At 71.4% G+C, this 15,619-nt stretch carries 15 protein-coding genes and 1 pseudogene; 4 read left to right on the top strand and 12 right to left on the bottom strand.

All coding sequences use genetic code 11. From position 1 onward, the window contains the following. The 8 genes and pseudogenes from AB0M88_RS42750 to AB0M88_RS42715 all read right to left on the bottom strand — a co-directional run. A pseudogene (locus AB0M88_RS42750) lies at positions 1-420 on the bottom strand (catalase-peroxidase); the annotation flags it as partial. Between the two features lie 49 nt (positions 421-469). After that, positions 470-916, bottom strand: a complete 447-nt coding sequence (locus AB0M88_RS42745; protein ID WP_364112099.1) for a Fur family transcriptional regulator — start codon at positions 914-916, stop codon at positions 470-472. Positions 917-1,006: 90 nt separating this feature from the next. Beyond that, positions 1,007-2,491 carry a hypothetical protein gene (locus AB0M88_RS42740; RefSeq protein WP_364112097.1) on the bottom strand — a complete coding sequence of 495 codons (1,485 nt, stop codon included), beginning with the start codon at positions 2,489-2,491 and terminating at the stop codon, positions 1,007-1,009. Positions 2,492-2,578: 87 nt separating this feature from the next. Beyond that, positions 2,579-3,352: a MerR family transcriptional regulator gene (locus AB0M88_RS42735; protein WP_364112095.1), complete on the bottom strand. Its 774-nt coding sequence runs from the start codon at positions 3,350-3,352 to the stop codon at positions 2,579-2,581. Next, a complete protein-coding gene (locus AB0M88_RS42730; protein WP_364112093.1) occupies positions 3,349-4,110 on the bottom strand; it encodes an ABC transporter permease in 762 nt (253 codons plus the stop codon). Before AB0M88_RS42730 ends, AB0M88_RS42735 begins: the two co-directional genes overlap by 4 nt. Next, a complete protein-coding gene (locus tag AB0M88_RS42725; RefSeq protein WP_364112091.1) occupies positions 4,107-4,865 on the bottom strand; it encodes an ATP-binding cassette domain-containing protein in 759 nt (252 codons plus the stop codon). Before AB0M88_RS42725 ends, AB0M88_RS42730 begins: the two co-directional genes overlap by 4 nt. Before the next feature lie 34 nt (positions 4,866-4,899). Then, positions 4,900-5,391: a hypothetical protein gene (locus AB0M88_RS42720; RefSeq protein ID WP_364112089.1), complete on the bottom strand. Its 492-nt coding sequence runs from the start codon at positions 5,389-5,391 to the stop codon at positions 4,900-4,902. A gap of 17 nt (positions 5,392-5,408) precedes the next feature. Further along, the gene (locus tag AB0M88_RS42715) at positions 5,409-5,981 is read right to left on the bottom strand and encodes a TetR family transcriptional regulator (RefSeq protein ID WP_364112087.1); all 573 of its coding nucleotides are present in this window, start codon (positions 5,979-5,981) and stop codon (positions 5,409-5,411) included. Between the two features lie 91 nt (positions 5,982-6,072). On the opposite strand from AB0M88_RS42715, the gene AB0M88_RS42710 reads away from it, so the two are divergent. Further along, complete coding sequence (locus tag AB0M88_RS42710) at positions 6,073-6,948, top strand: SDR family NAD(P)-dependent oxidoreductase (protein ID WP_364112085.1); 876 nt, start codon at positions 6,073-6,075, stop codon at positions 6,946-6,948. On the opposite strand, the gene AB0M88_RS42705 is transcribed toward AB0M88_RS42710, so the two are convergent. Both AB0M88_RS42705 and AB0M88_RS42700 read right to left on the bottom strand, forming a co-directional pair. Next, on the bottom strand, positions 6,945-9,005 hold the full coding sequence (locus AB0M88_RS42705) for a GGDEF domain-containing protein (RefSeq protein WP_364112083.1): 2,061 nt from the start codon (positions 9,003-9,005) through the stop codon (positions 6,945-6,947). The two genes, AB0M88_RS42710 and AB0M88_RS42705, sit on opposite strands and share 4 nt — an antisense overlap. 151 nt (positions 9,006-9,156) lie before the next feature. Beyond that, on the bottom strand, positions 9,157-9,732 hold the full coding sequence (locus tag AB0M88_RS42700) for a TetR family transcriptional regulator (RefSeq protein ID WP_364112081.1): 576 nt from the start codon (positions 9,730-9,732) through the stop codon (positions 9,157-9,159). 80 nt (positions 9,733-9,812) lie between these two features. Between AB0M88_RS42700 and AB0M88_RS42695 the strand changes: the two genes are divergently transcribed. Next, entirely contained in the window at positions 9,813-10,160 is a 348-nt protein-coding gene (locus AB0M88_RS42695; protein ID WP_364112079.1) for a VOC family protein, read from the top strand. Here the strand turns inward: AB0M88_RS42695 and AB0M88_RS42690 are convergent. Beyond that, positions 10,105-10,788, bottom strand: coding sequence for a hypothetical protein (locus tag AB0M88_RS42690; protein ID WP_364112077.1), 684 nt, complete (start codon positions 10,786-10,788; stop codon positions 10,105-10,107). The genes AB0M88_RS42695 and AB0M88_RS42690 overlap by 56 nt on opposite strands. 157 nt (positions 10,789-10,945) lie before the next feature. After that, positions 10,946-11,779, bottom strand: a complete 834-nt coding sequence (locus AB0M88_RS42685) for a patatin-like phospholipase family protein (RefSeq protein ID WP_364112075.1) — start codon at positions 11,777-11,779, stop codon at positions 10,946-10,948. A 30-nt stretch (positions 11,780-11,809) separates the two neighbouring features. Between AB0M88_RS42685 and AB0M88_RS42680 the strand changes: the two genes are divergently transcribed. Further along, positions 11,810-12,394, top strand: coding sequence for a GNAT family N-acetyltransferase (locus tag AB0M88_RS42680; RefSeq protein ID WP_364112073.1), 585 nt, complete (start codon positions 11,810-11,812; stop codon positions 12,392-12,394). A gap of 296 nt (positions 12,395-12,690) precedes the next feature. Then, the gene (locus tag AB0M88_RS42675) at positions 12,691-15,549 is read left to right on the top strand and encodes a GH92 family glycosyl hydrolase (RefSeq protein WP_364112071.1); all 2,859 of its coding nucleotides are present in this window, start codon (positions 12,691-12,693) and stop codon (positions 15,547-15,549) included. Positions 15,550-15,619 lie beyond the last annotated feature (70 nt).

Below are 15,619 nucleotides of genomic sequence, written 5' to 3'. Positions count from 1 at the left end.
GTCGAGGCTGGCGTTGTCGGGCCAGCTGTTGAGCGGCGCGAAGCGCTGCTGCCCCTGACCGCCGCCGCCGCGGCCGTCGAAGGTGCGGTAGGTGCCGGCGGCGTGCCAGCTCATGCGGATGAACAGCGGTCCGTAGTGGCCCCAGTCGGCCGGCCACCACGACTGCGAGTCGGTCATCAGCGTGACCAGGTCGCGCCGCAGCGCGTCGACGTCGAGCTTCTGGAACTCGGCGCGGTAGTCGAACGCCTCGCCCATCGGGTTGGACTTCGACGAGTGGCGGTGCAGCACCGAGAGGTCGAGCTGGTTGGGCCACCAGTCACGGTTGGTGTGCGGCCGGCCGCCCGTCTTGGCGGTGGGCGCCTTGATCGCCGGGTTTTCGCTCTCGCTGGGCGTCGCGGTCACGTCTTTGTCGTCGGACACGGTCGTCCTTCCCTATCTCCTGTTACGGGTCGGCTCTGTCGAGCCTGCGCTAATCGGGCGTCGTGCGTCCGGGGGACGCCGCGACACAGCGGGCACACTTGCCCCAGAAAATGACCTCGGTCTCGTCGACCTCGTAGCCCGCGCCGCCGGCCGGGGTGAGGCAACGGGTGTCGCCGGCCGTGTGATCGACGTCGACGATGTCGCCGCAGGCGCGGCAGACCAGGTGGTGATGGTGGTCGCCGACCCGCGCCTCGTAGCGCGCGGCCGAGCCGGTCGGCTCGAAGCGGCGCACCAGGCGGGCGGCGGTCAGCGCGTGGAGGACGTCGTAGACCGCCTGCTGGGAGACCTCCCCCAGCTCGGCCCGCGCCACGCCGTAGATCGTGTCGGTGTCGGCGTGCGGGTGGCCGTGGACAGCGCCGAGCACCGCGAGACGGGGACGCGTGACGCGCAGCCCGGCCTCGCGCAGCACACTCTCGTACCCCGGCGGCGTCGGCACGCGGCCGATCCTTCTCCATTTTCTGGAATGAATCAAGTCTTGGGAACGGAAAAGGCCGGCCGCGTCGCGGCCGGCCTGGCAAACCCGGGGTCAGGCGACGAAGCGGGCCCGCTTGCGGCGGGAGATGACGTACGCCGCGGCGCCGCCACCGAGAAGCAGTACGCCCGCTCCCCCGATCCACGCGGCCGGCGCGCCGGTGATCGGCAGGCCACCACCGTCATTGCCACCCTGCCCGGCGCTGTCAGCGACCCCGGCGGGCGGGTTCACGACCAGCTTGGCCGCGTCATTGTCCTTGGTGACGTCGGGCTGGAACGACTTGGCCACCACCGACCCGGTCAGCGTGCCCGACTTGTCGATGCGCAGCTTGAACGGCCAGGTCACCGACGCGTTCACGTCGAGCGGGCTGGCCGTCGTGGTGCACTCGTACGCCGCGCCGGCCTTGACACAGCCGTCCGGAACCGAGACCACGGTCGTGCCGGCCGGGGCGGTCACCGTGACCTGGGCGGCCGGGTTCGGGAACCCGAACTCGAACGCCGGCCCGAGGTTCCTGACCCCGACCTTGGCGGTGACGGTCGCACCGGTCGCTCCCTTGACCTGGGCGCCGACGGCGGCCACGTCACCGTTCCGGGTGCCGGTGACCTCGAACAGCGCGGTCTGGTAGTCGAGGCCGAGCGAGGAGATGTCGGTCTGCGGCTTAGACTTCGCCAGCGCGGCCGGCTTCGCCCGCAGCGACAGGGCGCCGTCGGTGCCGTGCTTCGGCTTCTGCCCGTTGACCAGGTCGATGTTGTCGCTGTTGTCGTTCGGGGTGTACCAGTCGAAGGTCTGGCCGATGGTCGAGGGCGCCGGCACGTCGCCGCGGATCTTCACGCCCATGTCCTCGGACAGGGCGTAGGACGTGTTCGCCTTCAGCTCGGTGTCGAAGTGGCAGTAGCCGGCGGTCGTGCCGTACACGCAGTTCGAGTAGTGCTTGGCCATGCCGTACCACGGGTCGATGAAGAAGAACACGTCGACGCCGGTGATCGCCGTTTCGCCGTTGTTGCGTACGCTCAACGGCACCGCGACCGTCCCACCCGGCTTGACCCGGGTGTCCTGATCGGTCTGGTCGACCGCCAGGTCGACCCCCTCGGCCACCGTGACCTTGGTGGACCGCGTGACCGTGCCCAGCTCACGGCTGGTCACCTTGACGCTGGCCGTGCCCTCGGCGCCGACCTCGGCATCCTTCGACACGTAGTTGACGAAGGTGATGAACGCCATGCCCTCGTCCGACGGCAGCGTGTCGAACGTGCAGGTGATGGAGCCGGTGGCGTCCTTGCAGTTCTTGTCGATCTCCGGGAACCAGACGCCGGCGGTGACCCCGGCGGGCATCTGGGAGGTGTCGATGACCGCGGTCACGTCGTGCAGCGTGAACGACTGCTCGTAGGCCCAGAAGTCGACGATCTGCTGCTTGCCGTCGTTCGGCGTGAGCGTGACGTGCGCGAACTGGAGCTCGGGCGTGACCGGCGCGGCCGACGCGGCGGCCGCGGGCACGGCCGCCGCCACGAACAGGCCGGCGACAGCGGCCCCGAGCTTGCGCATGAGTGAAGTAGACAAAGTGAAGAGTCCTCCCCGTGGATCAAAAGCCGGGGAAGCATAGTGGACGGCTCTTCCCGCGCGCTGCCCCGTTTACGGCAGGCGTTCCGCCCGGATCCACCCGGTCCAGCCTCGCTCGTGCATCAGGTCGAGCATCCGCCCGGCCCGCGGGTCGGACTCGAGGACCAGCGAGTCGAGGAGTTCGAACGGCACGCTGTCCTGCAGCTCCTCCGGAGTCATGGCCTGACCGGCGGCCTCGGCCTCCTCGGCGAAGGCGACCATGATGTCGGCCGCCTCCCCCAGCAGCGCGCTGTCGACGGTGTCGGCGTCGAGGGCCGCGGACAGGATCAGGTAGAGCCGCACCAGTCGAGGGTCCTCGAGCAGGGCGAACTTCGAGGGCATCCAGTCGTCGACGCGGTCGGGCCAATGGGCGGCGACCAGGATCCAACCGTCGCGTTCCGCCTGGACCATGCGCTCGGACACGCCGATCTCGCGGAGCCGGTCGAGGTAGGCGGTCACCGACGCCGGGAGCGCCGCGGTGTCCCCGGTGAGGAGCTGGGCGATCTGCTTGCGGCTGTGCTCCAGTCGCTGGATCTCCTCGGATATGCCCTGGTCGATCCGATGGATCGCCTCGGCGAAGGCCGCCGGCCCGGCCGCGAGCAGCGAGCCGATCTGGGACAGCGGCACACCGGCCTCCGCGAGACTGCGGATCTTGATGAGGTCGACGACGGCGGTCGCGCCGTACCGCCGGTAGCCGGAGGCGTCGCGCTCCGGCTCCGGCAGCAGTCCGATCTGGTGGTAGTGCCGCACCGCCCGCACCGTGACGCCGGCGTAGGCGGCGAGCTCACCGATCGTCAGCTTGGTCACGAGATCCGGCGCTTGTAGGCCAGGGTGGCGAACAGGTAGGCGACGACGAGGATGCCGACGCACCAGGCCAGGGCCGTCCAGATGCCGTGGCCGACCGGCTGCCCGGTGAACAGGTGCCGGATCGTGTTGACGATCGAGGTCACCGGCTGATTGTCGGCGAAGGCGCGCACCGGGCCGGGCATCGACGCGGTCGGCACGAAGGCCGAGCTGATGAACGGCAGGAAGATCAGCGGGTACGCGAACGCGCTCGCGCCGTCGATCGATTTCGCGGTCAGGCCGGGGATCACCGCGATCCAGGTCAGCGCCAGCGTGAACAGCACCAGGATGCCGGCCACCGCCAGCCACCCGAGCACGCCCGCCGGAGAGCGGAAGCCCATCGCCACGGCCACGAGCACGACGACCACGAGCGAGATCAGGTTGGCGACCAGGGAGGTCAGCACGTGCGCCCAGAGCACCGAGGACCGGGCGATCGGCATCGACTGGAACCGTTCGAAGATGCCGCCCTGGAGATCGAGGAAGAGCCGGTACGCCGTATAGGAGATCCCGGAGGCGATCGTGATGAGCAGGATGCCCGGCAGCAGGTAGTTCACGTATTTGCCCGAGCCGGTCTGGATCGCGCCGCCGAGGACGTAGACGAACAGCAGCAGAAGCGCGATCGGCATGACCGCGGTGGTGATGATCGTGTCCGGGCTGCGGGCGATGTGGCGCAGCGAGCGTCCGAGCAGCACGCCGGTGTCGCTGAGGAAGTGTTTGTTCATCGTTGCTCCCGGTTCGGGCCGACGAGGGCGAGGAAGACGTCCTCCAGGGTGGGCTGCTTCTCGACGTACTCGACCTTGGCCGCCGGGAGGAGCTGCTTGAGTTCGGCGAGGGTGCCGTCGACGATGATGCGGCCCTCGTGCAGGATCGCGATCCGGCCGGCGAGTTGCTCCGCCTCGTCGAGGTACTGCGTGGTGAGCAGCACCGTGGTGCCGCCGGCGGCGAGTTCCTTGACCGCCTGCCACACCTCGAGGCGGCCCTCCGGGTCGAGGCCGGTCGTCGGCTCGTCGAGGAAGATCACCGGCGGGTCGCCGATCAGGCTCATCGCGATGTCCAGGCGGCGGCGCATGCCCCCGGAATACGTCGCCACCCGCCGGCCGCCCGCCTCGGTCAGCGAGAAGCGCTTCAGCAGGGTGTCCGCGATCGGGCCGGGCTCCTTGAGGTGCCGCAGGCGGGCGACCATGACCAGGTTCTCCCGCCCGGTGAGGATGTCGTCGACCGCCGCGAACTGCCCGGTCAGGCTGATCGACTCGCGGACGTCGGCGGCCTGGGTCGCGACGTCGAAGCCGTTGACCGAGGCCGTCCCGCCGTCGGCCCTGAGCAGTGTGGACAGAATTCGTATCACGGTCGTCTTGCCCGCCCCGTTCGAGCCGAGCAGGGCGAAGATGGTGCCCGGCGCCACGTCGAGGTCGACACCGCGCAGCACCTTCAGATCCTTGAACGATTTCTCCAGGCCTTGCACACGGATCGCGCTCATGCCGACAGCATGCCGGGTTGACGCTACGTCAGGGTCAAGCCTTTTCGGCGTCGCGGGCCGGGACGGCCGGCGGGACGGCGTTGAACCGGGCGAGCAGCGAGGCGAGCATGCGGACGTCGTCGTCCGGCCAGCTGGCGAGGTGGTCGCGCAGCCGGCCGCGGCGGGAGTCGCGGGCCTCGGCCAGGCGTCGCCGGCCCTCCCCGGTCAGCGCGAGCCGGTGGGCCCGGCCGTCCTCGGCGTCGGGCAGGTCGCTGGGCCGCTGCGGGCCGTGGTCGGCGAGGTGGGCGAGCAGCCCGTACGCCGCGGCGTCGAGGCCAGGGCGACCCCGAGGATCATCGGCAGGGCCAGGATCCCGGCGGGCGGCGACTTTGCGCCGGGCGAGCTGGAAGTACTGGCTGAGGAAGGTCGAGCACGCGTACAGGCCGACGCCGATGACCAGGCCAGCGGTGATGGCCAGCACGACGGTCCGGTTGCGGAACAGCCACACGGGCAGGACGGGTTCCGCCGCCTTGCGTTCGACCAGCACGAACGCCAGCGCCAGACCTAGCCAACCGTGGTGAGGGCCCGCACCGCCGCGCGGACGGACTGGCGCCGGAACTCCTCACTCCCGCCGGGGTCGACGGCGTCGAGGACCCGCTTCGGCTCGGTGACCCACATGCGGGCGACCGCCTGCAGCGCGAGCACCAGCGCCGCCGGGTCGACGTCGTCGCGCACGAGGCCACGCTGCTGCGCCTCGCGGACGACGTCGATCTTGTGCTTGACCGCCTCGTCGGGCATCGGCGGGGCGTCCGCCGGGTCGCGCTCCAGCTGATACCAGGTGACGAACCGGGTCACCTCGGGATGGGCCTCGCCGGCCAGGTGGAGCTTCTCGGCATAGCCCGGGAGGTCGTCGGCCGTGATCGGGATGCCCTCGACCGCCGAGGTGGCGATGAACCCCAGCACGGCGTCGAACAGCCCTTCCTTGCTGCCGAAGTACGTGTAGACCAGCCCACTGCTGCAACCGGCCCGCTGGGCGATCGCGTCGATGCGCCCGCCGGCCAGGCCGTGCGCGGCGAACTCGGCCAGGGCGGCCTCGATGAGCTGGCGTTTCTTGCTTTCGGGATCCCGGACGCGCATGCCCCGACCTTAGTTATTGAACGCTCATTTGACAAACCGACCGACGCCGGCTTCTATTGAATGAACGTCCAATAACTAGAAGGAGATCCCGATGGCGCAGCGAACCTGGACCTCGGACCGCATGCCCTCACAGGCCGGCCGGACGGTCGTCATCACCGGTGGGGCGGGCGGCATCGGCCTGCGCGCCGCCCAGGCGTTCGCCCGCCACGGCGCCCAGGTGATCATCGGAGCCCGCGGCGAAACGAAGGCCCGGCAAGCCGTCGCCGCGATCGGCCCGGACGCCGAGTGGCTGCCGCTCGACCTGGCCGACCTGGCCTCGGTGGAGCGCTTCGCCGGCCGCCTCACCGAGCGCGGCCAGCCGATCGACGTGCTCGTGAACTGCGCCGGCGTGATGGCCATCCCCCGCCGCGAGCTCACCGTCGACGGCTTCGAGAAGCACTTCGGCACCAACCACCTCGGCCACTTCGCGCTCACCGGACGGCTCCGGCCCCTGCTCAAGGAACGGGTGATCACGGTCAGCGCGCAGTCCGCCCGCTCGGCGACGATCCGGCCCGGCAACCTGCAGCTCGAACGCGACTACGCGCCGATGCGGGCCTACGGCAACTCCAAGCTGGCCAACATCCTGTTCGCGGTCGAGCTCAACCACCACGCCCCGGTGCTGAGCCTCCCGGTCCACCCGGGCACCGCGCCGACCGACATCCAGCAGTACGGCTCGAACCGGGTCACCAACGCGCTCGGGCGGGTCATCATGCGCGCGGTCGGCCAGCCCCTCGAATACGTCGCCGACCCGATCACGTTCGCCGCGACGACCCCGGACGCCACCGCCGACTCCTACATCGCGCCCACCGGCCCGTTCGAGCTGGGCGGCTCGCCGGGCTTCGTGAAGCTGCCCCCGGCCGCCCTCGACGCCGGCCTGCGGGCCACCCTCTGGCGCGAATCGGAACGCCTCACCGGCGTCCGGTATTAAGCGGCGGGGCGGAACGCCTTGGCCCGGTACATCGCGGTGTCGGCGTCCTGCAGCAGCTGCTCGGCCGAGGTTCCGGTCGCGCAGTCGGCCCAGCCGATGCTGACGCCGACCTGGGCGGTCCGGTCGCCCAGGCGGTACGGCGTACAGATCGCCGACCGGATCCGGGTGACCAGGTCGTCCAGCACCGGGCCGGGCCCGACCTCGTCGAGCAGCACCAGGAACTCGTCGCCGCCGAACCGGGCCGCCACGTCGCCGGCCCGCAGGCACTGGCCGAGCCGCTCGGCGACGCAGACCAGCAGCCGGTCGCCGGCGTGGTGGCCGAGCGTGTCGTTGACCAGCTTGAAGCCGTCCAGGTCGAGGAAGAGCAGCGCGGCCGGGCGCCCGACCGCCGCCTCCAGCGACGCCGTGAACGAGGAGCGGTTGGGCAGGCCGGTCAGCCGGTCCGAGTGGGCGGCCCGCAGCAGCTGCGCCTCCTGGTCGCGCAGGTCGAGCGCCACCGTGAGCAGGGACGCGCACTGGTTGACCAGCTCCCGGCCGTCCTCGACCCGGTGTTCGACGGTGTCGACCAGGGCGAGCCAGCCGCGGTCGCTGTCGCCGACCTTGGCCCGCACGACGAAGACGGTCTCCCCCGGCTCGGCGGCCGCGACCAGCTCAGCGGGCGGAAAGGCCTCGACGGTGGTCGGGCCGGCCGGGATGGTCGCGCCGGGAAATCGGCGCCATCCTTCGGTACGCACGAGCTCGCCCGACGGGGCACGGAGCGCGATCGAGCCGGCCGTGGCCGGGGTCATCGACAGCCACGACGCGTCCCGCGGGTCGGCGTCGCGGCGGTGCAGCAGGGCCATCCCGAGCGTGTAGTTGACGCTGATCAGCGAGCGCAGGTGCAGCTGGTCGCCGAGCTGGACCCGGTGGTAGGAGCGCCCGAGGAACAGCACGACGTCCTGCACGGCGCGAGCGGCCGGGCCGTCGGCCGGCGCGTACTCCTGGACCGCGCGGCAGATCACCCGCAGCGTCTCCTGGGTCGGGGCGGCCGCGAGCAGGGCGTACAGCTCGTCGGCGGCGGTGACGACGCCGGTGGGGTCGCCGCTCGCGGCGGCGTCGAACGCGTCGGCGGCCAGCGTCGCCGCGAGCAGGGCGTCGGCGTCCGAGCCGACCGGCACCACCCCGGCCAGGCGGCGCAGCAGGCGCTCGCGGGGGTCGGCCACGGCCAGGTCGGGCAGCCGGGTCGCGAACGCGGTGCAACCGCACGAGGTGCGGGGCACGAACCGGGTCGGCAGGCGGTGGATGCCCGCCCCGCCCCGCAGCAGCAGGTCGACGGCGAGACGGCTCATGGCATCGAGCGGCTGGGCGATGCTGGCCAGCTCCGGGCGTACGAAGCTGGCCTGGTCGACGTTGTCGAAGCCGGTCAGCTGGTAGTCGCCCGGGCAGCTCAGGCCGGACTCGGCGAGGACCCGCTGGGCGCCGATCGCGTTGCGGTCGGTCGCGGCGACCAGCGCGTCCGGCCGGCCGTCGCGCAGGAAGTCCCGGGCGGTCCAGGTGATGCCGCTTTCCACGTTGTTGACGGCGGGCAGGAACACGTCCGGTTGGAGGCCGTGCTCGCGCAGCACCTCGGCGTACGTCTCGAAGCGCTCCCGGATGTCGGAGGCCGCGAGGTATCCGGTGAAGGCGAGCCGGCGGCAGCCGTGCTCGCGAATGAGGTGGGTGACCGCGGCGCGCATGCCGGCGCTGTTGTCGGCCAGCACCGACGGTCGGTCGAGCCCGGCAACGCTGTGGCCGACGAGCACCACCGGCTTGCCGGCCCGTTCGAGCGCGAGCAGGTAGTCGCGGTCGACCGCGTCGGCGAAGGCGATGAAACCGCCGATGTGGTCCCAGGCGACGGGCGCCTCGAAGGCCGGGTTGCCCCCGTTGACCGTCAGGTCGGCGGCGGCGTCGAGCGTCTGGATCGCGATCGTCCGCCGCCCGGCGGCCCGGGCCGCGGCCTGCACCCCGGCCACCAGGCGGCCGTAGTAGGTGCCGCCGACGAACGGCGCCAGCACCCCGATCGCTCCCGCGGCATCCATACAGCCTCCATCGGCGGGTGCGATGCGCGGTTTAGGTCTCCGGAAGCGTCCGACCGCACCGCCGACCTTGTCGGCCCGGCCGGCGCGCGCTGAGCCGATGCCGCCGGCTTCACCGGTCCGGACGGCCCGCGCCGAGCCGGTGCCGCCGGCTTCACCGGCCGGGCAGGCCCGCGCCGAGCCGGATCAGCTCTCTGATCTCCTCCGGCGGGCGGCGTCGCACGGACTGCTGGACGACCAGGCCGAGCAGGGCGGAGAAGACGGCCTCGGCGCGGACCGCGGCGCCGGGCACCGGAACGGCCTCGAGCAGCTCGGTGAGCATGGCGACGACCTCGCGGTTCATGCGGTCGACCGGCTCCAGGCGGCCCTTGCGGGCGGCGTCGATCCAGTAGTCGTACCAGAGCAGGGCGGCGGCCGGGTTCTCGTCGAAGGTGCCGAGGTAGGCCTCGATCGCGGCCCAGAAGCGCTCGGCCGGGTCGCTCCCCCGGGCCGCGGCCGCGCGCACCCGGGTCAGGAACGCCTCGATGTGCCCGGCCATCGCGGCGTCGACCAGCTCGTTGAGATCGGCGAAGTAGTAGTGGATCGCGCTCTTGGTGAGCGGGCTGGCATCGGCGACCGCCCGCACCGAGCAGGCGGCCAGGCCCTCGGTGGCCAGCACCTTCCGCGCCGCCTCGACGATCTGCTCCCGCTTGCGCAACTGGTTGGGCGACAGCTCGCCGGTCGAAATCACGAGCACCACCCTATCGCCGTCAGGACGACTGTCCTATGTTTTAGGTCGACCGTCCTAAACCGGAAGCGAGAAGGAGCATCATGGCTGTCCCGTTCGTCTTCTTCGACCTGCGCACGCCCGACGTGGCGGCGTCGCGGGCCTTCTATGCCCAGCTGTTCGGCTGGGTCGCGGCCGACGGGCCGATGCCGATGCTGACCGACGGCGGCGCGCCGTGGGCCGGCTTCACGCCGCTGGCCCCGGACGACGCCCGCCGGCCGCAGTGGGTGCCCTACGCGCCGGTCGACGACCTCGACCAGGCGACCGGGCGGGCGGTCGCGCTCGGCGCCACGCTCGTCCGCGGGCGCACCGAACTGCCGGTCGGGTCGCTCACTGTCATCGAGGACCCGGCCGGCGCCACGATCGTGCTCTGGGAGGCGCGGCGTCAGTGATTGGCGCAGCAGGGGGTCGGGTGGGGACCTCGAACGGCGCGATGTGGCCGCCCGGGGCGGGCGTGGCGATCAGGACCAGGCGGCCGTGCTCCCACTGCGGGCGTACGAAGTCGCGGGTGTCGATCAGAGCCGACGGGGTGGCCGGCGGCCCGCCGATCACCCGGACGTCGTCGATGGCACTGATCGCCAGCAGCTCGGCGACCGGCATCGTGCCGGTCCGGTCGCGTACGCCCGGAAAGAGCACCGGCCGCCCGGAGTGACCGTCGAGGTGGTTTTCACGGCCGCCTCGGCGGCCTCGCTCTGCTCGGGCGCCGGGAAGACCGTGAGGTCGACGCCGGCGAGAGTGATCACGACGCGGGCCCGCGGGCCCGGCACGAAGTGGGTGCAGGCGACCAGAGCCGTGCGGCGAGTCGATGCCCTTGCGGGCCGGGTGGTTGGCGAGGAACAGCGCGTCGTGCACCCGCTTGCTGGTGGCCGCGTCGGCCAGGAAGCCGATGCCGGCGACGGCGAGCGCCTCGTTGGCCGGGGTCGAGTCGTTGGCGTTCCTGACCACGCCGTCGAACGAGTTCTCGAACTCCTTGAGGACGGCGACCTCGTTCCGGCCCGGGTGCACGAACGGCCGGCCCACGAGCGGCCGGACGGGGCGTCGTCGTCGTGCGCCAGCGCCAGGCCGGGCTCGGCGAACGCGCCGGCGGCGACGGCGGCGGTGCCGGCACCGAGCAGGCCGGCACGGCGCAAAAACCGCGAATCGACAACGTGGGGCTAACCCGTCGAAGTCAACCGAATCAGCTCTCCCAAATCGCTTTTATCCGCGCCGCCTCCCGGTGTCCCTGCCGGACCGCCGCCTCGATCGCCGGCTCCCACCGGCTGGTGTCGAACACGTTCGGCCCGAGCGCGTCGAGCGCCTCCTCGTCCGGCCCGACCAGGGCGACCTTCGAGCCGCGCCGCAGCGCGTCGATCTCGGACGCCGGAGCGCCCCGCATCCGGACGGGGGCGAGCGGAGCCAGCACGACAATTCGCGCGGCGCCGGTGGCGAGGTCGGCATTGGTGCCGGAACGCACTCCGCCGTCGACATACCGGCTTCCGCCGATCGTCACCGGCGGGAAGATGCACGGGACGGCACAGCTCGCCGCGACGGCGCGGTCGAGCGGCACCTCAGATGTGTGATCCCAGGTCACCGGCTCGCCGGTCTCCGCCCGCACCGCGGCGATCTTCAGCGGATGCGCCGGCCACTCGTGCACCGGCAGGCGCCGGGCCAGCGCGGCGACGTACGGCTCCTCGTCGATCACCTCGGCGGCCAGGGCCAGCTCGCCGACCGCGGCCCGGATCGACGCCGGCTCGCGCCCCTCGTCGTTGAGGATCGCGAACGCCTCCGACCCGCGCGCCCAGTCGGGCCGGATCGGCGGGTCGGACTCGCCCAGTCGCGCCTCCAGGCGCTGCGCGTCGACCGGGTCGACACCGGCCGCGAGCAGTGTGCCGGTGACCGAACCGGCCGAGGTGCCGACGAACAGGTCGGCCCCGGTCAGGTCCGCGCCGGCCGCCCGCAAGCCGGTGATCAGTCCGAGTTGCCAGGCGATGCCGGTGATTCCTCCGGCGCCGAGAACGAGAGCGGAGTCCATGATCTATCCGTAGCACGCTAGTTTCGTCGGATGGACGTTCACCCGCTCACACCTTCGCGGTTCGACGACCTCGCCGCGCTGTTCGACACGACCGCGGTGACCCGGAACTGTCACTGCACGTGGTTCCTGCTGCGGGAACCCGCCCTGACCGAAGTCTGGAAAGCCGGGCGGAGCCGGGAGTGCTTCGAACGGTTCGCGGAGTCGGCGCCGGCGCCGGCCGGGGTCCTGGCGTACGCCGACGACGGCGCGCCGGTCGGGTGGTGCGCGATCGGCGCCCGCGAGTGGTACCCGCGGCTCGAAGTAGCCCGCGCGTGGCGCGGCGGCGACCCGTCGGCGTGGGCGGTGACCTGCTTCTACATCCGGCGGCAGGCCCGGCACGGCGGGCTGAGCCGGTCGCTGCTCGAGGCAGCGGTCGAGCTGGCCGGGCAACACGGTGCGACCGCGGTGTTCGGGGCGCCCCGGGCCGACGGGATGAAGACGTCGGGCGGCGACGGCTATGTGGGGTTCGAAAGCACGTTCCGGGCCTGCGGCTTCAACCGGGCCGCTCCCCCGGACGGCAAACGCGTGCTGATGCGGCGAGATCTCGGGAGTGGACCGGTAGCCTCGCGCCCGTGACGGCTTCGCTGACGTTCCTGGACGGGCTCTCCGAGCGGGCCATCCGGTGCATCACGGGAACGTCCGGCGGTACGCCGCCCGGAACATCCTCGTGCACGAAGGCGATCCGGTTGACGAGTTGGCCGAGGTGGCCGAGGTGCCCGAGGACTGAGCCGAAGTAGCGGCGGCTCGCCGGCAAGCGCGGTCCGCCGGTCCAGGCGGAACGGTCTGACCGTCTAACAACCGCGCAACATCATTGACACATGCCAGTGGGTCGATGAATGCTGTCCTGACAACGTTGTCAGGAAAGGACTCGGATGCTTCCAACTCGTGTCCTCGCCGCGATCGCCGGGGTGGCCGTCACCATCCCGATCGGTGCCGCGGCGCAGGCTGCCGGGCCGGCGCCGATGATGTCGGACCCGGTCTCCTACGTGAACCCACTCATCGGCTCGACCAATCTCGGCAACACCTACCCGGGCGCGGTGCGGCCGTTCGGCATGATCGCCTGGAGCCCGCAGACCTCCAAGGGCAACCAGATCTCGACCCCGGCCCCGGGCGGTTACCAGTACACGGCGACCAGGATCCGCGGGCTCAGCCTCACCCACCTCAGCGGCGTGGGCTGCTCCGGCGCCAACGGCGACATCCCGATCATGCCGTACGTCGGTGACGTCACCACCTCGCCGACCAGCGACGCCACCGACGCGGTCTATGCCAGCACGTTCTCGCACGCCAACGAGGTGGCTTCGCCGGGCTACTACAAGGTCGGTCTGGACTCCGGCGCGGGCGCCGAACTCACGGTCACCGACCGTACGGGCCTGGGCAGGTTCACCTTCCCCGCCGACAAGCCGGCCAGCCTGCTGTTCCGGACGTCGCTGTCGGAGACCGGCAGTTCGGACGCGACCGTCCACATCGATCCGGCGACCCGGACGATCACCGGTTCGGTCAGCGCCGGCAACTTCTGCGGGCCGCAGAGCACCGACAATTCCCACCCGTACTACACGCTGCACTTCGTGGCGAAGCTCGACCAGCCGTTCACCACCGACGGAACCTGGAAGGACGCCACGGTCACGCCGTCCAGCACGGACGCCTCCGGGGGCAGCGGCTACGCCTCCGGGCGGCCGGTCGCCGGCAAGGGCTCCGGCGGGTACGTCACCTTCGCGCCCGGGACGACCGCCGTCACCATGCGCGTGGCCATCTCGTACGCGGATCAAGCCGGCGCCGAGCGCAATCTGGCCGTGGAATCGCCGACCCGGCTGAGTTTCGACACCGTCAAGGCGCAGGCCGCGGCCGCCTGGAACGCCCGGCTCAGCAAGATCCGCATCGGGGGCGGCACCCCCGCCCAGCGGACGACGTTCTACACCGCGCTCTACCACTCGTCGCTCGAGCCGACCCTGACCAGCGACGTCGACGGCCGCTACTACGGCGCCGACGACAAGATCCACCGGGTCTCCGGACGGCAACGCGCCCAGTACGGCACGTTCTCCGGCTGGGACCAGTACCGCGCCCAGGTGCAACTGCTGGCGATGCTCGACCCCCGACAGGCCAGTGACTATGCGCAGTCGCTGTTCAACTACGCCACCCAGCGCGGCGGCGAGTGGGACCGCTGGCTGCTGGAGAACGGCAAGACCTCGGTCATGTCGGGCGACCCGTCGGCGGCCGCGATCGCCGCGATGTACGCCTTCGGCGCCCGCGACTTCGACGCCCGCGGCGCCCTCAAGTCGCTGATCCACGCCGCGACCGTGCCGACCGAGAACGACTCGAGCGACAAGGGCTGCAACGTGGAATGCTTCGGCGAGCGGCCCTCGCTGCAGGACTACATGTCGCTCGGTTACGTGCCGGCCGACGACTGCCACTGCTGGGGCGGCGCCGCCGAGACCCTCGAGGACTCGGCCGCCGACTACGGCATCGCGCAGTTGGCGCTTGCCCTCGGCTCCCGTTCGACCTACAACACGTTCCTGGCCCGGTCGCACAACTGGCGCAACGTGTTCGATCCCGACGCCGCGGCCGACACCGGCCTGGAGCACAACATCCGCGGCCACATCACCGCGATCACGGCAAGCGGCGAGAACGCGCCCAACGAGGGCAAGGCCCAGCTGTTCGACGGCGACAAAGGCACGAAGTGGCTCACCTTCGCCACCACCGGCTGGGTGGCGGCCCAGCTGGACACGCCGCTCACGGTTTCCTCGTACGCGGTGACGTCGGGCAACGACGAGCCGACGCGTGACCCGGCCGACTGGCAGCTGCAGGGCTCGAACAACGGCACCGACTGGACGACCGTCGACACCCGGACCGGGCAGACCTTCGCCCAGCGCGGCCAGACGGTGTCCTACACCGTCGCCGACCCGCAGGCGTTCAGCTACTACCGGTTCAACGTCTCGAAGAACGGCGGCGCCGACATCGTGCAGGTGGGCGAGCTGGAGCTGGCCGACCCGACGGTGACCTCGCCGCCGCCGACCGACCCGTCCTACGCCTTCACCGGCTGGGCCCGCGACCACTTCCGCGACGGCACCTGGGCCGCCGGCTTCACCCCGTCGACCGGGACCGGCTTCGTCGAGGGCACGAGCGCGCAATACACCTGGATGGTCTACTCCGACGTGACGACGCTGGCCCAGAAGATGGGCGGCAACGCCACCGCGGTCAAGCGGCTGGACGCGTTCTTCCGCAACCCGGACGGCACGTTCGACCTGAGCGCCACCAAGGGCACCCGGTTCGACGCCACCAACGAGCCGGACATCCAGACGCCGTACGTCTACAACTACCTCGGTGCCGCCTACAAGACCCAGGAGACGGTCAAGGCGATCACCGACACGAAGTGGAACGACACCACCGGCGGTATCCCGGGCAACGACGACGCGGGCACGATGAGCGCCTGGTACGTCCTCTCGGCCCTCGGCCTCTACCCGACCGTCCCGACCCGGGCCGAGCTGGCGCTGACGACGCCGCTCTTCCCGCACGCCGACGTACGGCTGGGCACCGGCCACCACCTGGTGATCGACGCCCCGTCGACCGACACCGAGCACTACATCAAGGGTTTGAAGGTCGATGGCCGCTCGACCACCAAGGCGTGGCTGCCGGCCAGGGCGGTCACCTCGGGGGCGCACCTGTCGTACAGCCTGAGCACCACCCCGAACCTGAAGTGGGGCAGCGGAAAGGGAGACACGCCGCCGCAGAACTGATCGACCCGATGTTCGCGCCGGCCGGGTTCCGGCCGGCGCGAACCCGGCATTTCTCCGAAAGTGGCGGAAT

This window comes from Actinoplanes sp. NPDC051411, from assembly GCF_040682075.1.
GTDB lineage: Bacteria > Actinomycetota > Actinomycetes > Mycobacteriales > Micromonosporaceae > Actinoplanes.
This window is presented reverse-complemented; position numbering and strand designations above follow the sequence as displayed.

Coding starts and splice junctions, on each gene's coding strand:
- AB0M88_RS42730 (WP_364112093.1), bottom strand. CDS start 4,110: ATGAACAAACACTTCCTCAGCGACACCGGCGTGCTGCTCGGACGCTCG.
- AB0M88_RS42680 (WP_364112073.1), top strand. CDS start 11,810: ATGGACGTTCACCCGCTCACACCTTCGCGGTTCGACGACCTCGCCGCG.
- AB0M88_RS42695 (WP_364112079.1), top strand. CDS start 9,813: ATGGCTGTCCCGTTCGTCTTCTTCGACCTGCGCACGCCCGACGTGGCG.
- AB0M88_RS42675 (WP_364112071.1), top strand. CDS start 12,691: ATGCTTCCAACTCGTGTCCTCGCCGCGATCGCCGGGGTGGCCGTCACC.
- AB0M88_RS42685 (WP_364112075.1), bottom strand. CDS start 11,779: ATGGACTCCGCTCTCGTTCTCGGCGCCGGAGGAATCACCGGCATCGCC.
- AB0M88_RS42710 (WP_364112085.1), top strand. CDS start 6,073: ATGGCGCAGCGAACCTGGACCTCGGACCGCATGCCCTCACAGGCCGGC.
- AB0M88_RS42740 (WP_364112097.1), bottom strand. CDS start 2,491: ATGCGCAAGCTCGGGGCCGCTGTCGCCGGCCTGTTCGTGGCGGCGGCC.
- AB0M88_RS42705 (WP_364112083.1), bottom strand. CDS start 9,005: ATGGATGCCGCGGGAGCGATCGGGGTGCTGGCGCCGTTCGTCGGCGGC.
- AB0M88_RS42725 (WP_364112091.1), bottom strand. CDS start 4,865: ATGAGCGCGATCCGTGTGCAAGGCCTGGAGAAATCGTTCAAGGATCTG.
- AB0M88_RS42715 (WP_364112087.1), bottom strand. CDS start 5,981: ATGCGCGTCCGGGATCCCGAAAGCAAGAAACGCCAGCTCATCGAGGCC.